We start from the raw sequence: 14,910 nt of genomic DNA, 5'->3' as shown, positions 1-14,910 counted from the left end.
AAGATTAGACAGTTTTTGATTTATGATTAGTTATTGATTAATTCCTAAAGGAGGGATTGAGATGGATGAAAATGGTGTAGTTGAAACAATTGATCAGGCAAAGAGTTGGTTTATTAATCATCAAGATCTATTAATTCAGTATGCAGTAAATATCGTTTCTGCATTAGTTATTTTATTTGCTGGTTTGATCGTTGCCAGATGGATCAGTCATATCACTAATCGATTAATGTCATTACGCGGTATTGACAAGACGGTCAGAGATTTTTTATCGGCAATTGTGCGTTATGGCATTATTGCATTTACCTTAATTGCAGTATTAAGTAAGTTAGGCGTGCAAACGGCCTCTGTCATCGCCGTTTTAGGTGCTGCCGGTTTGGCGATTGGTTTAGCCTTACAGGGATCTTTATCTAATTTTGCTGCTGGCGTGTTATTGGTTATTTTTAGACCATTACGGTCAGGGGAATATGTTATTTTAGGCTCGGTAGAAGGAACAGTTGAGCATGTCCAGATTTTCTCAACCTCATTACGCACTGCCGATGATCGCATCGTTGTCATCCCCAATAGTAAAGTCATCAATGACAATATTATTAACACCTCTCGTGAACCTAATAGGCGTACGCAAATTATGGTTGGTGTAGCTTATAATGCGGATATTGACAGTGTTAAAAAAGTGTTAGGCGATGTTATTGCGGCAGATGAACGTATTCAGCAGGATAAAGGGGTTACTATCCGTTTACATGAAATGGCGCCTTCTTCTCTTAATTTTGTCGTACGTGTTTGGACGACTAACGCTGATGCATGGAATGTTTATTGGGACTTAATGGAAAATTTTAAAAAACAGCTAGATGCACATAATATTGGCATACCTTTCCCACAAATGGATGTTCATTTATATCAAACCCAAAATGGCTAACCAATCACATTGGTGTGGATTAGGCTTCACACCAATATTTTTATTGGTTAGTAAACTATTTCTCAATTTATTGACTTGCATTAGTTAGCGTTAATTAAAATTATTCATTATGATTAATCTTTCCTATTATGTTTTTTAATATTCTATCATGTTAAGAATAAACAATTATTGGCTAGAAAATAGTCTATCTAGAGTTGATTAATTATGTGCAGGAGGTCTCGTGAAGCTTAGTTCGATTATATTTTTAGCGATGATGTCAGTGAGTTCATTCCCTTTACTTGCTCAAGCTAACTCCTTACCTAATGGGCCACATATTGTGACATCAGGCAATGCAACCATTAAAGCCACACCAGACATGGTAACTTTATTAATTAATGTTGCTGTGACTGAAAAAAATGCTGCATCAGCTAAAGCGGCAGTTGATAAACGTGTTAAAGAATATTTTGATTTTCTCAATAATAAAGGGATAGCGAGTAGCGATATTAATGCAGCAAATATCACCACTCAGCCAAAATATGAATATGATAAAGCAGCAGAGAAATCTAAAATAATTGGTTATACCGCAGAACGTTCAGTAGAAGTTAAAGTATATAAACTGGATCAGCTAAATACGTTATTGGATGGTGCGTTAGCGGCAGGTTTAAATGAAATCAATGCGGTGCAATTTGGCGTTAAGGATCCTAAACATTATCGTGATGAAGCACGCAATAGAGCAATTGATAATGCTAAAGCGCAAGCAGAGGCGCTAGCGGCAGGATTTAATGTTAAATTAGGTAAAGTTTATAGTGTTAATTATCGAGCACCTGATGCAACCCCTTACCCAATGCCAAGAATGAAGGCGATGACGCAAATGGTAGCTGCCGCTGCCAGTGATAGCAATCAAACTTATGTACAACAGAGTATTGATTTTACCGATCAAATTGACGTTGTTTTTGAGTTGAAACGTTAATTTTTGTTTTCTACATTATTATTTTCTTGTCTTAATATCTGGCGTCCGGTTTTTACTAGGGCGTCAGTCATTCGATTGAAATATGAATGATAAAGATAGTCGTATTTTATTTACCCAGACTATAATGAGTTCATCATCTCAGAGTGCCACACTGAGCTTATTGTCATAAGGATTAAATTTTTTATGGCAAGCAGACAGGGATATCGACTAGCAGAGAAATGGATTGTAAAAATTGAGGAGCAGGAATTAGTGCTTATATTTCTGATCTTAAAATTATTTGCTAATGAAATTAGTTTCATTATCGATATTGATTATACTTTTTTCTGATTGTTATAAAACAATATGTGAACCAAAAGCTAAATCAGTTATTATGTGTTGATTAAATATTAATAATATTATTAAAGAATTATAAGTAAATATTACAAATATAGTAGTGTATAAGATTAATGTAATTATATTTTATATCATTAATATGCTAATAATAATATAATTTATATTTATTTATATAACTCTTTTTTATCCTTTTATTTATTTACCATCCCTTAATTTATACGTTTGTTATGGCATGGAGTTTTATTTATCTATTAATTAATAAAATGAATATTCGCTGATATTAAAATAATTGGGTAATATTTATAATTATTATTTAAATTTTATTGAATACAGATAAAGAACCCTTTAATATTTTATATAATTTAAGATAAATTAATTGTTGTAAATAATAAAGCTTTTTTTACTAAAAAAATTAAAATATGATTTATATATTATTAATATCAAGTGTGAATCTATATTAAAAATAATTATTGATAACAGGTTGTTTATTATGCGGGTAAATGAAATAAAACGTATGGATATTGATTTCAACCAAAAAGGAATAATTTTTAAATTTGCGGAAAAATGGTTAGATTATAATAGTAATAAATTCTTTATTCGCAGTAGTGATGAAAGGAAAAAAATGATATACGGTGGTCTATGTTGGGGATTAACACGTTACTATATGACACATATCGCTCAAAATGGACAACAAAATTCAGCGGTGTTTTTTATTAAATTTAAACGTTTAATTGGATTGGCGAATAGAGAAATTCCTATTAATGCCAGCATTATTGAACGTTATCAAATAGAAGCGGAAAGGCGATATGCAAATACTATTTTAGATAAAGTGCTTTTTGATATACTTAATGAACATACTTATGCAAATAGCATAAATTTATTGCAGAGTTATCGTATTCCACAAGTAAAAAGCTACTTACGTACTAAAGAGGATCCTACTGCTGTCAATGCACATAAAATAATTAAGCGGATTTATAGAAATGAATTCATTAAAAATCATGATTTAGTTAAAGAGAGATGGTTTGTTGATATTTTCTTAATAGCAGAAAAAAATTTTACAGCCTTCGATAAAAAATCTATTATGGAAATACAATCAGCAATTGAAGCCGCTAAGATTAAAATTTATAAGATTTATGTAGATGATGAAATTAATTATCTGAAAAATCGAGGTGTTCTTTATCTAAAAAAAAGTGTATCTGATATCAATAATAATTATTATATAGATATTGATAATTTATTTTCACATATGACAAACAAACATCAGAATGCATTTTATGAAATTTATACTGGTAATCATGTTGTGGTATTAACGGTTACCGTAAATCCGAGTAATAATGAGAAAAATATAACATTCTTTGATTCTAATAAAGGGTTATATCTTTTTAATGATCTTGCTGAGGCAAAGAATTTTATTATTGAATTTAGTAAATATACTAGCGAAAAATATCAATGGAATTTAGAAAAATTGATAATCCAGAAATACATATAGGTTTTTTTGCTAAAGCTAGCGATTTTAGTGATAAATTAATTGATTTGACGCCACCAAAATATCAAATTAGCTCGATGGTTATTAATAAAATGATCACTCACGGTGATATTATTCAAACTAATGAGGATGTAGAAATAAAATTTTTGCAGTTGAATCAACATAATAATATCGTCACATTTTCGATAGAAGAAAAATCAAATATTGATCATGGAAATAAAAAAATTATTATGAGTACTGATCATATTGATATAAGAACAATAATCTACTTGGTTAATAAAGAACAAGATAATTTATTTGCACTGTCCCATCAGAATTTATTTACTCGTTTTGATAAAGGTAATATTCAGGTTTACCAATTACCGGATAACTTTGATCTTTCGGCTAATATAAAGGATATTTATGACAAACTGCCAACGCCTGCATATAAAGTAGTGCCAGATAGCACCACACAAAGCTATGAAATGGTTAGTCGAGCGCCAAGAATACATAGCAATAATAATCTCAATATTGATTTTGATAAGTGGAGGCTGCCAATAATTCAGTCGGAGTTGATAACTAATAATAGTCATCAGAACAACTTATCTTTAGCATATGAACGAACGATTATTATTCAAATTCAATCTAATACTATTCTTGACCAGATTGTCTCAGGTTTAATTGCTAAGCATCCGGAAAAAACCATTTTATTGCAATTTGATATTGCGACAAAGAAAAGGCGGCTTGCTTATGGTCGCCATGAAGATTTATTGTCAGCAGGTCAAACACGTTGGATAGTTGTTGGTCATGGAGATTATCAAGGCAATGGAAAAGTTTCTCAATTTGCTCAGCACTCACCAAAGGCTGTTGCTAATGGATTGCAATGGCTTAAAAATGATCTGGCAATAAAGCAAACGCCAAATAAAATTGTGCTAATGGGTTGTGAATTAGCTGAAGGAACAGCAAAAGAAGACTTTGCTTTTAATATGACCCAATTACTCAATAAAAATGCGTTTGATGCTGATATTATTGCTTATACTAATGATTTGTTTATTGATAGCCATGGTAAACGGATTGGTTATATCAATAATGAAAGTGATGAATCTCAGCCGGCCCGAATTTATAAAAAAACCTACCGATATCATCATGCAACAGACAGTATCACAATTAACGGTAAACCCGTCATTTTATCTTTATTAAATGATTTGCAGGCAGACAAAGTCTCCTTTGAACGGTTTATTACTGATAATCAGCAATTATTAATCCCATTATTTTCTGCTCCCAGCGGAGAATTAAATATTGATCTCATCAAAAAAATTGCCTATGACCAACGAGCTTATGATCTATTCAAAAATGCAATTAATGAGCCAGACTACAATAATTATGAGGCTTTCTATAATAAGATAATTGATGAAATGGTTAATAACGGCATTAATGAAGCGCCTATATGGAAGACCGTAAATAAAAACTATATTAATGAAAATAAATTAAATTTTTCCCATAATCGTAATGATAAATTGAATGTCATTATGCGTCTAACTAGTGATAAAGAGAATCTGACTAAAGCGCAATTGTATGCCATATTTAAACCTGAAAATACCCTTATTATTCAGTGTGATGTTAAAAATAACCAATCATTTATAGAATATGGCGATTTGCCAAGTTTAACATTAATCAGCAATCATAGTTGGACGATTTTAGATGGCAATGAGTTATCGTTATTGGATCCTGACACTTTATCACAATCATTACTGGCTTTACGCCAAAAATACCCGCTTAAAGTGCCTATGGAGATAAAACTATTTAATGATAATGGCAAAATAGAAAATACTGCTATTTATGATCCTCAGCATTTAGCCGCACGTTTATGCCAAAAATTGGCGGAAAAAGGGCTGAATTCTTCGGTTTCAATTTCCCAGCCAAAATCAGAATTTATGTCGCCAGATTACGAACTCGGTATTTTTCTGGATGATTATCATGAACAACAAAAAAACACTTTTCAGTTTGATATTACAACGCAGAAATTGATGATTAATGGTGAACCACCCATTAAGGCTTTGCTACTCGATATTGTAACAGGGAAAATAACGCTAGCAGAAATTACTGCTAAAAATCCTGCAATATTGTTGCCTAGTTTTGCTGATCAGCAGGGTAAACTTGATATTAAGAAACTTAAGCAAACAATTTATGATCCGCTATTAAGTATCAAGGTTAACCAGTATTTTGCCCATGGTGATTATCTTGCTCATGATGCTCGGTTACGCTGGAATGCCCTTTTTATTGCGCAGAAAAGCTTACCCTTAAGCCAGCAATCGGCAGAATTATCTTTTCTGGTTGGTGAATTACAGGCAAATCCCTATGCTGTTCGCTATTTAAGCGATCATAGTCGCTATCTATTAGGACAATATTTTTCATTAAATAATGGTGAACTTGATACAATTTATTTAATGCAGGCATTAGCACATCCAGAATATGTTGAATTTATTCAGACTCAATTACAGGAGTTTTCTGGTTTAAAAATTAGCAAGGAGTTTGATGGACTTTCATTAAAACAAGCTTTGATGAAGAGTTCTACTTGGCGCCAACGAGTTTTGGATAATATAGTCAGTTTAACTAAATCAGCACAATGTTCGCAGAGTGAGGCAACCATATCTGCCGTTAGCCATGGATATTATTTGCATAAGATAAATACCAATAGTCTGCGTATTGAACAAGCATTGGGTGCTCTTTATGTCATAGCGTGTCAGCAAGGGAAGCAAGCACAATTTATTAAAATATTAGCATATCATCAGGCTTTGCTTGAGCTTAGTAGCAAAAGTGATCTTAGCATCCAGGATCAGCAATTTTTAACCGAGTTTGACGCAGCTCTTAGCCAGCTGCAAGATATTAATTATGCTCCACGCATTGAAAATCAATCACTAAAAAGCTGGTTAATGCAAGCATCGGATGGTGCTTACTATTTGCAATCAGGTAAGCATGCTTTTACTGTCGTGATTAAGCGGCAAGCTGATATTTTTCAATATCAGCTTTATGATCCGAAAGCCGGTGAGCTTGTTATTAGTAATAGTAAGCAAAAACAAGCACAAAAGGATTTTTTCCGTGTATTTCAAACGTATTTAGATAGGGAGACCCGATACCGCAAAGAGAATACAGCGCGGAAAGTTGATTTGATGATCGAAAACATGAATGGTGATTATCGCTTTGACATCTATGAATTAACACTTACTCATCAGGCAGTTGAAAAAACACACCTTTTTTGGCAATTTACTCCCCCCTAAGTTAGATACTAACACTTATTTGGTTAAAATAAATAATATTGAGATCAGTTTGCCATTATTAATACGGGCTGGAGCACAAATTGATGGTCAATCGCTATCAGTCAGACATCTTCAATCATTGCCAGACTGGCGTGAGCGATTGACGTTTGATGCCGCTATGTTAAGCCATCATTTGATGCTACTTGATACTAGTCATGATGATGCGCAATTTATTAAATTAATTAAATCACTAATTGATCAAAGAGGGCAAGATAACCTGATTGCCACGCGAGCGGAATTGGCTGATGTTGGAATGATAAAACAGCAATTAGGCTATGTTGATCGCTATGTTAAAGGTGAGGTAATTGATGCTGCAATGTGGCATGAAATGAAAAATACCACCTTTAAGTTGCCCCGTTATGCACGAATAATGAGTAAAGTAGGCTATGGTTCACAAGCTATAGGGATTGCTCAGCTTTGGATTTTAACAAACCGGGCGGCAGATCAATTACAGGATCCGCGTTTATCCGATGAACAAAAAGCTGAAATTAGGCGGCAACTTGCGTTGGCGTATGGCGCCGCTGCGGCCAATTTTGGTACCGATATCCTGCAACCTATCATATTTAAATCAGTAACTAAAATAACTGATTCAACAGAGATTGCGGCCAAATTTGCCGGGCGTGCAACCGCAGTATTAAATGCTTTGTCGGCTGGATTTGATATTTACAATGCTTATCAGTCATTTCACCAATTATCGACCGAAACTGATCCTGAGGTGCGACAAGATTTGATCGTGAATGGAACACTTGCGGTCGTGAGTGCGGCGGTCAGTATCGCAGTTTCGGTTGCTCTTTTGGCCGGTTTTTCTGCTGCCGGGCCAATAGGCATTGCTGTAGGGGCTGGATTAATGGTTGGTGGCATAATTTATAATGGCATTAGAGCCGTTGAACGTATTGAGGAAAAGGTCAAGCTTACGGGATGGGAAGAGTTTGCGACAGGAATTAGCGCCGCTTTTGGTGAACAGCCACCCACCAGTGTTCTTAACAAGTTGCAAGCATATAATGAAGAAGAAGGTTACGAGAAGTCACTATTACAACGCATTAAGAACCAAATTAGCATTTTTCGCACAGAAGGCTATGGCCGAGCTCTCTATGTAAAAGAGAGTTATCAAATGGCAGAAGTACCGCTATTTAATATACGGGATATTAGTTCAGGTTTGTGTTTGACAACTAAGGAGCAAGCAAAAGCATTAACCCTTGAAAAATTAAATGGTTCTAAAATACAAGTTTCTGCCCATGAACAAGCAACAGAAAATTACAATTACCTTGATATGTCCCTTTTGGAAGGTACTGTCGGCTATAAATCTTTGGGCAATTCTTTCTTCACTTTTCCTAAATACCGATTTACTGAAGATCAACTCAGTAGAATTACCACAGCATATCCTGATAAATATGCAGCCGAATCTGTTGTAATAAAAAATTACGCCCCAGTAATGAGTTCTACAAGCAATGAAATTTTTATATTTGATCCAGAGAGAAAGGATTTAGATTTTTATCTGGCAGGAAAAAAAATAGAATCGATTTATTCTTATATTGAAAAAAATACGCAATTTATTTATTTAACTGACAAGGGAGAGGTTAAAACCATTCCGTTTGATAGAAATCAGCTACTACATCAGTTGTCGGTAGCAGGAGAGAATGCGGGTATTATTTTTAACACGGCTAATGGTAATGATACCATTGTTGGTTTTAAACAGTATAAAAATAGATTTGAGATCTATAACGGTAATAAAATCTTTGTCGGTGGTGAAAAAAATGACACTTTCGTTTTAAAGTTTGATGCACATTATCCGAATGAGAGTCGATATTTAGATGGATATGCAGGTAGTAATTCTATAATTATTCATCAATTACCAGTAATTAAATCTAATTCTGCTGTCAATACAGAAAAAAATAGTACCAATCTACTGGGGATTGATAAGGATAACTTTACCAGACAGGTTGGTGTATTGGTTAATTTAAAGCAAGAAAAGATTTGGATGATTGATGATCATCAGTATGTTGTTAATAATTATGATAATGAAAAATTCTCTTCATTTATGCGATCACAGCGGCTTGCTACTATTAAAAACATGGAAAATGTCACCGTAGTAGCGAATAGTGCAGATATTATTGTTGGTGATGCGCGAGATAATGTTTTAGATGGTAACCTGGGTAATGATAGATTGTATGGTGGTAAAGGTAATGATACTTTAATTTTAACTCAAGGCATTGCTGATGGTGGTGAAGGTCATGATGTTTATCGCATTAAGCGCTATAACTGGCAAGATCATATTGAGATATTTGCCGATGATAATTTGAAATATCAGCGTTGGGATCCAATAAAAGGCGCTTTTATTTTTGCTGATAACAGCAATAGTGAAGAAATTGCATCTTCAACCAATCCCAAGTTTCGCTTTAACAACGGCTATTCTTATAATGCACTAATTGTCATTGATGACAGTCATCAAAATATTAATCAACAGAGTATGGTTTACCTGAATTATGATATTAATGAAATAAAATCTGTTTTCAAATCAGGCAATGATATTGTTATTGAAGTTGAAATTATCAATAACGCCAAATTTTTTAAAAATAATATAATAAGTAATATCTCAATAAGATTAAAAAACGTTTATGCGCAGGATGAAAAAGGCAACTATTTTACTAATCATGAATATAATGTGAAATGCCAAAATAGCTTTTTACTATCACCTATATTACTTGCAAAAGCAGATAAAAATAAAAATCCAACTGAATATTTTAAAGCGGCATATGTCAGACCAAAATATCGTAATGAAGGAAATGTCTATACCAATGATGTTGAGGTTAATTTTGCTCAAAATAGTTTTAAGGTTTTTAGCAAAGATATCTATGAAATGCCTGCTGGCATTAAAGTGATGGCAAAATTTTTAGCATCAGATGGAATGACTATTATTGGTGATAACGATGATCAAATTATTGCTCTGGCCGCACAGTATTATATTTATATTTCAAAAGGTAATGATTTCTATCTTATTAAGAGCATGGCATTAAAAAATTTACCTGACGTTGATACTACTTTTAATCTTAATGAAGATATTATTTTTGACTTTAGTAAAGTAAAAAACAGTTTTGATAGTAATGATAAGATTATTATCGCAATACAAGAATATAGTGGCTATGATTTTGAATTTGATGGTGATCGTCTTATTCATAAAGATAAAGTTGGCAAAATTGTTAATATTGTTTTTAAAAATTTACCTAAAAAAGAAATAAAAAATGTCATTGTACAGGATAAATATCAGCAACTTTTTATGATGGCATTAAAAAAGGGCGAAAATAAAATTGTTCCAATGATTGCAATTAAAGAACCTACGTCAGGTCATGATATAATTGAGTTGCCAGTAGGTTATCGCTTGAATGAAAATCGATTAGATGCTATGGCAGGTAATGATATTATTACTGATTTAAGTGGAAGAGATAATATAGATAATATAATTAATGCTGGCTCTGGAGATGATATGGTGACAGTAATAAAGGGCAATAATATTATTGATGCTGGACCAGGGGATGATATTGTTGCTACCGCAAAGGGCAATAATATTATTTTACCAGGTGAAGGGAATGATATTGTTAATAGTGGTATAGGTGATGATACTATTATTACTACCAATGGAAATGATGAAATTAATTGCGGTAAAGGTAATAATGCGATATTTATTAATCATCAAGTTGGGCATATAACTATTAATTGTGCTGGTGGTTCTGATACGATTTATATTCAAAATTTTGATCACTATTTTTCTGATGGAAATATAAGATATTATATAGCAGATAATCAACAAGATTATTTTATTAAATCAAAAGATAAGAAATCCAGTATTACTATTAAAAATGCAGTAGCGAATGATGATAAAGTAAAAATTTATAGAGGAATAAATAATGGTAATTATCTGGATAGTGATAACATAAATATCTTAATAGATAAGCTATCAGATTTTAATAAAAGAAAAGATAGAGCATCATTAAATTTGATTGAGTTTATTAACAATGGAGTTGAGCAAAATATTTTTGGGGCATCGCAGTATAGTTATTAAATAAAATTAACTATTTTTTAATATGATTAAAGCAAAGAGAACATTTCTTTGCTTTTTACTATTTTGATTTAATTATAATAAAATATAAATTAATTTTTTATAGGGTATGAGAATATTTTCACTGATATTAAAAATAAGAATTTATTCTTTCAATTAAGTATATTTATTATTTTGCAATAATTTTTTAATTACTTGTCATTTTTATTTTTTATTGAAATAATTTACTAGCTAATTTAACAATAAATAAAAATAGCTCATATAATAAATTAATAAACTATTAGAATTTAAGTTTTTCATTGTAATAAAATTTAACTGATGCTCTATCTCTGCAATATTCAACCCAGAGTAGGTATTCAAATGAGTATAAAGTAGTAATTAGGCATTGACAACACGCATGCGAAGTCGTAGTAGTAGAATTTAATGTTAAATTAGGTACAGTTTATAGTATTTATTCGGCTACCTAATGTAACCCCTTACCTAATGCTAATAATGAAGGCGATGACATAATGGGTTGCTACCGCTGCCAGTGATAGCAATCAAACTGAAGAACAACAGCGTATTGATTTTCCGACCAAATTGACGTTGTTTTGCATGGTAACGTTACTTGTTGTTTTCTAAACGATTATCTTCTTGTTTTAATAGCTGGCGTCCGGTTTTTACAAGCGCGTCAGTCACCTTTTTCATTGTCCTGCTTTCAGGGGAAAAGCGGTGCCAATATAGCATTCTACGCTGATATAGTCCGGGAGTAAGATCGACTAGTTGACCTGAATTTAATTCATCGATAATTTGTAAATGTGGGATCATACAACAAGTTGAGCCCTGCTTAGCAAGTTGAACAAATGCCTCTGATGAGTTCACAATATGACAAGGAACACTACCTGGAGATAGATTAAAATTCTGTTGCACAAAAGCTTGATGCATATCATCCAGATGATCAAAAGCAACAGCCGGCGCTCTTAATAGTGAGGTTTTTGTCACCCCGGTAGGAAAATAGCGCTCAGCAAAGGTGGGTGACGAAACGAATAGATAATCTAGCGCACCTAGTTTATCTACCAGGCAGCCAGGCAAGGGTTCCGATTGAATACTAATCGCGCCAACGACTTCTCCTCTACGTAAAAGCTCTTGTGTCCGGGTTTCATCCTCGACTTGAATATTAAGGCGAATAGGCGTGTCATGAAGTACTGGATTAAGGGCAGGCAGAAACCAGGTTGCTAAACTATCAGCATTGACTGCCATTGATAGCAGCAACGGGGTTGCACCACTGCTTTCGTCACCAAGCCATTGCTCTTCTAATAATTCAACTTGATGTAACAGAGCAAGTAGTTTTTGTCCTTGCTCAGTCGGTTGAGGAGGGATCGTTCTTACTAACAATGGCTGACCAAAGAGGTTTTCAAGCTGCTTAATTCTTTGAGAAACGGCAGATTGAGTGATACATAACTTTTGCGCTGCGCGCTCAAAGCCACGTTCACGAATCACGGTATCCAATGCTTGTAGTGCTCGATAGTCAGGGCGTTTAATCACGAAAAAATCTCTTTAAAATTCAATTCAGATGTTATTCTATATCTTACTATGCAATATTTTTCCAATCGATAGCTGCGGAAATTTCGTTATACTAATTAATTAGTAGGTTTTAGCAATAAAAAATAATAAGGCAACTAATTATGACACAGGATGAATTAAAAAAAATGGTTGGCTGGGCCGCTGTGGAATATATCAAACCCGATATGGTGGTTGGTGTTGGAACAGGCTCTACCGTTGCGCATTTTATTGATAGTTTAGCGACACAAAAGCATTTAATCAAAGGTGCAGTCTCGAGTTCAGTTGCTTCTACCGACAAATTAACCGCGTTAGCCATTCCCATTCTTGATAGTAATGAGGTGGATGGCGTGGATATTTATATTGATGGTGCCGATGAATTTAATCCAGACTTAATGATGATCAAAGGTGGTGGAGCGGCTTTGACGCGTGAAAAAGTTATTGCTGCAATGGCTAAGCAATTTATCGCTATTGCTGATAAATCTAAGCAAGTTGATATTTTAGGCGCATTTCCATTACCCGTTGAAGTAATTCCGATGGCACGCGCTTACGTCGCTCGTGAATTAGTAAAGTTAGGTGGCCTGCCAGAATATCGGCAAAATGTGGTTACGGATAATGGTAATGTTATTCTTGATGTTCACAATCTAAAGATTCTCGATCCGATAGAGTTAGAAAATAAAATTAATGCAATTGCTGGTGTGGTTACGGTAGGCTTATTTGCTATTCGCGCGGCGGATATTGTTTTGCTGGCAACGCCGACTGGAGTAGAAAAATTGACGGCTAAAAAACCATAGTTTGCTAGTTTTTAAAGCGTTGAGCGGTTAGAGAGGCGGTATATATTGCCTCGATTAAATTTAAATTTTTTTCTATCAAATTTAGCCAGTTATATCATAATCATTGATTTAGTATGATAAAAATCCTATTTTTGCCTATTTAGTTTCCTTTTGTTCGTTATAGCGTTTTTTGTTGCGATGAATTTTATTGTTTGCATAAATGATAATGTTACTAGTGAGAAAATTTTTGTTATGGTGGTATAAAAAATCGGTGATAGCCGCAATCTTAATGACAGGATGGGTAAATGGTTAATGTATCTTTACAAAAACAGAAAATTAAATTTTTGCTTTTAGAGGGGGTGCATCAAAGTGCAATTAATAATCTGCGGGCAGCAGGTTATGAAAATATTGAATATCATGAAGGTGCATTATCAACAGAAGAATTAATCGCAGTGATCCCTGATGTCCATTTTATCGGTATTCGCTCCCGCACTTATCTTAGCGAACAAGTTTTGGCCGCGGCGGAAAAATTGATTGCTGTCGGTTGTTTTTGCATCGGCACCAATCAAGTTGATATTGAAGCTGCGGCTAAGCGTGGTATTCCGGTTTTTAATGCTCCTTTTTCCAATACCCGCTCAGTGGCAGAAATGGTTCTTGGCGAATTATTATTACTTTTGCGTCGTATTCCTGAAGCGAGTATGAAAGCGCATCGTGGAATATGGAATAAACAAGCCAAAGGAAGCTATGAAGCACGAAGTAAGAAATTAGGTATTATTGGTTATGGCCATATTGGTACCCAATTAGGTATCTTAGCGGAAAACATTGGAATGAACGTTTATTTCTATGATATTGAAAATAAGTTACCGTTAGGTAACGCTTGCCAAGTTCCGACTATGATCGAATTACTCAATATGAGTGATGTAATTAGCTTACATGTTCCTGAAACAGCAAGTACTAAGAATATGTTTGCCAAAGAACAACTGACCTTGATGAAACCTGGCGCGATTTTGATCAATGCTTCACGTGGTAGCGTAGTTGATATTCCGGCATTAAGTGAGGCATTGAAAAGTCAGCATATCTCTGGTGCGGCAATTGATGTCTTTCCTAAAGAACCGGCCAGTAATGGTGATCCTTTTAGCTCGCCGTTAATTGGATTTGATAATGTTATTTTAACTCCTCATATTGGCGGTTCTACCCAAGAAGCACAGGAGAATATTGGTTACGAAGTGGCTAGTAAGTTAGTAAAATATTCTGATAATGGTTCTACTTTATCGGCGGTCAATTTTCCTGAGGTTTCATTACCTATCCACACAGAAGAGACTAATCGTTTATTACATATTCATGAAAATCGCCCAGGGATGTTAAATCGTATTAATCAGCTCTTTATGGAAGACGAAATTAATATAGCGGCACAATATTTGCAAACTAAGGGAAATATTGGTTATGTTGTGATTGATATTACAAGTCAACCGGAAAAGACAGCAAAAAGTTTATTACAAAAATTAAAATCTTTACCTGGTACTATTCGTACACGCTTGCTGTACTGATAAATTTTACTGATTTATTT

At 33.8% G+C, this 14,910-nt stretch carries 9 protein-coding genes; 8 read left to right on the top strand and 1 reads right to left on the bottom strand.

Translation table 11 applies throughout. The features are described from left to right. The first annotated feature begins 61 nt into the window (after positions 1-61). From mscS to ArsFIN_RS14800, 6 genes are all read left to right on the top strand, one after another. Positions 62-913, top strand: coding sequence for a small-conductance mechanosensitive channel MscS (mscS, locus tag ArsFIN_RS14820; protein ID WP_026821793.1), 852 nt, complete (start codon positions 62-64; stop codon positions 911-913). Between the two features lie 220 nt (positions 914-1,133). Beyond that, positions 1,134-1,862: an oxidative stress defense protein gene (locus ArsFIN_RS14815; protein ID WP_026821794.1), complete on the top strand. Its 729-nt coding sequence runs from the start codon at positions 1,134-1,136 to the stop codon at positions 1,860-1,862. A gap of 183 nt (positions 1,863-2,045) precedes the next feature. After that, a complete protein-coding gene (locus ArsFIN_RS26485; protein WP_155846968.1) occupies positions 2,046-2,189 on the top strand; it encodes a hypothetical protein in 144 nt (47 codons plus the stop codon). A gap of 496 nt (positions 2,190-2,685) precedes the next feature. After that, complete coding sequence (locus tag ArsFIN_RS14810; RefSeq protein ID WP_135677940.1) at positions 2,686-3,684, top strand: hypothetical protein; 999 nt, start codon at positions 2,686-2,688, stop codon at positions 3,682-3,684. Next, on the top strand, positions 3,645-6,938 hold the full coding sequence (locus tag ArsFIN_RS14805) for a C80 family cysteine peptidase (RefSeq protein ID WP_135677939.1): 3,294 nt from the start codon (positions 3,645-3,647) through the stop codon (positions 6,936-6,938). Before ArsFIN_RS14810 ends, ArsFIN_RS14805 begins: the two co-directional genes overlap by 40 nt. A 139-nt stretch (positions 6,939-7,077) precedes the next feature. Further along, the gene (locus tag ArsFIN_RS14800) at positions 7,078-11,034 is read left to right on the top strand and encodes a calcium-binding protein (protein WP_135677937.1); all 3,957 of its coding nucleotides are present in this window, start codon (positions 7,078-7,080) and stop codon (positions 11,032-11,034) included. 600 nt (positions 11,035-11,634) lie between these two features. Here the strand turns inward: ArsFIN_RS14800 and ArsFIN_RS14795 are convergent. Continuing rightward, positions 11,635-12,552 carry a LysR family transcriptional regulator ArgP gene (locus ArsFIN_RS14795; RefSeq protein WP_026821797.1) on the bottom strand — a complete coding sequence of 306 codons (918 nt, stop codon included), beginning with the start codon at positions 12,550-12,552 and terminating at the stop codon, positions 11,635-11,637. Between the two features lie 143 nt (positions 12,553-12,695). Here ArsFIN_RS14795 and rpiA point away from each other — a divergent pair, with 143 nt between their 5' ends. Together rpiA and serA are read left to right on the top strand one after the other, a co-directional pair. Beyond that, entirely contained in the window at positions 12,696-13,364 is a 669-nt protein-coding gene (gene rpiA, locus ArsFIN_RS14790) for a ribose-5-phosphate isomerase RpiA (RefSeq protein WP_026821798.1), read from the top strand. 284 nt (positions 13,365-13,648) lie between these two features. Next, entirely contained in the window at positions 13,649-14,890 is a 1,242-nt protein-coding gene (gene serA, locus ArsFIN_RS14785) for a phosphoglycerate dehydrogenase (protein WP_026821799.1), read from the top strand. Positions 14,891-14,910 lie beyond the last annotated feature (20 nt).

It is taken from the genome of Arsenophonus nasoniae, from assembly GCF_004768525.1.
GTDB classification, from domain to species: Bacteria; Pseudomonadota; Gammaproteobacteria; order Enterobacterales; family Enterobacteriaceae; genus Arsenophonus; species Arsenophonus nasoniae.
This window is presented reverse-complemented; position numbering and strand designations above follow the sequence as displayed.

Bases quoted from the DNA above. Each gene is read 5' to 3' on its own strand.
- mscS (WP_026821793.1), top strand. From the start codon at position 62: ATGGATGAAAATGGTGTAGTTGAAACAATTGATCAGGCAAAGAGTTGG.
- ArsFIN_RS26485 (WP_155846968.1), top strand. From the start codon at position 2,046: ATGGCAAGCAGACAGGGATATCGACTAGCAGAGAAATGGATTGTAAAA.
- ArsFIN_RS14810 (WP_135677940.1), top strand. From the start codon at position 2,686: ATGCGGGTAAATGAAATAAAACGTATGGATATTGATTTCAACCAAAAA.
- ArsFIN_RS14805 (WP_135677939.1), top strand. From the start codon at position 3,645: ATGGAATTTAGAAAAATTGATAATCCAGAAATACATATAGGTTTTTTT.
- rpiA (WP_026821798.1), top strand. From the start codon at position 12,696: ATGACACAGGATGAATTAAAAAAAATGGTTGGCTGGGCCGCTGTGGAA.
- serA (WP_026821799.1), top strand. From the start codon at position 13,649: ATGGTTAATGTATCTTTACAAAAACAGAAAATTAAATTTTTGCTTTTA.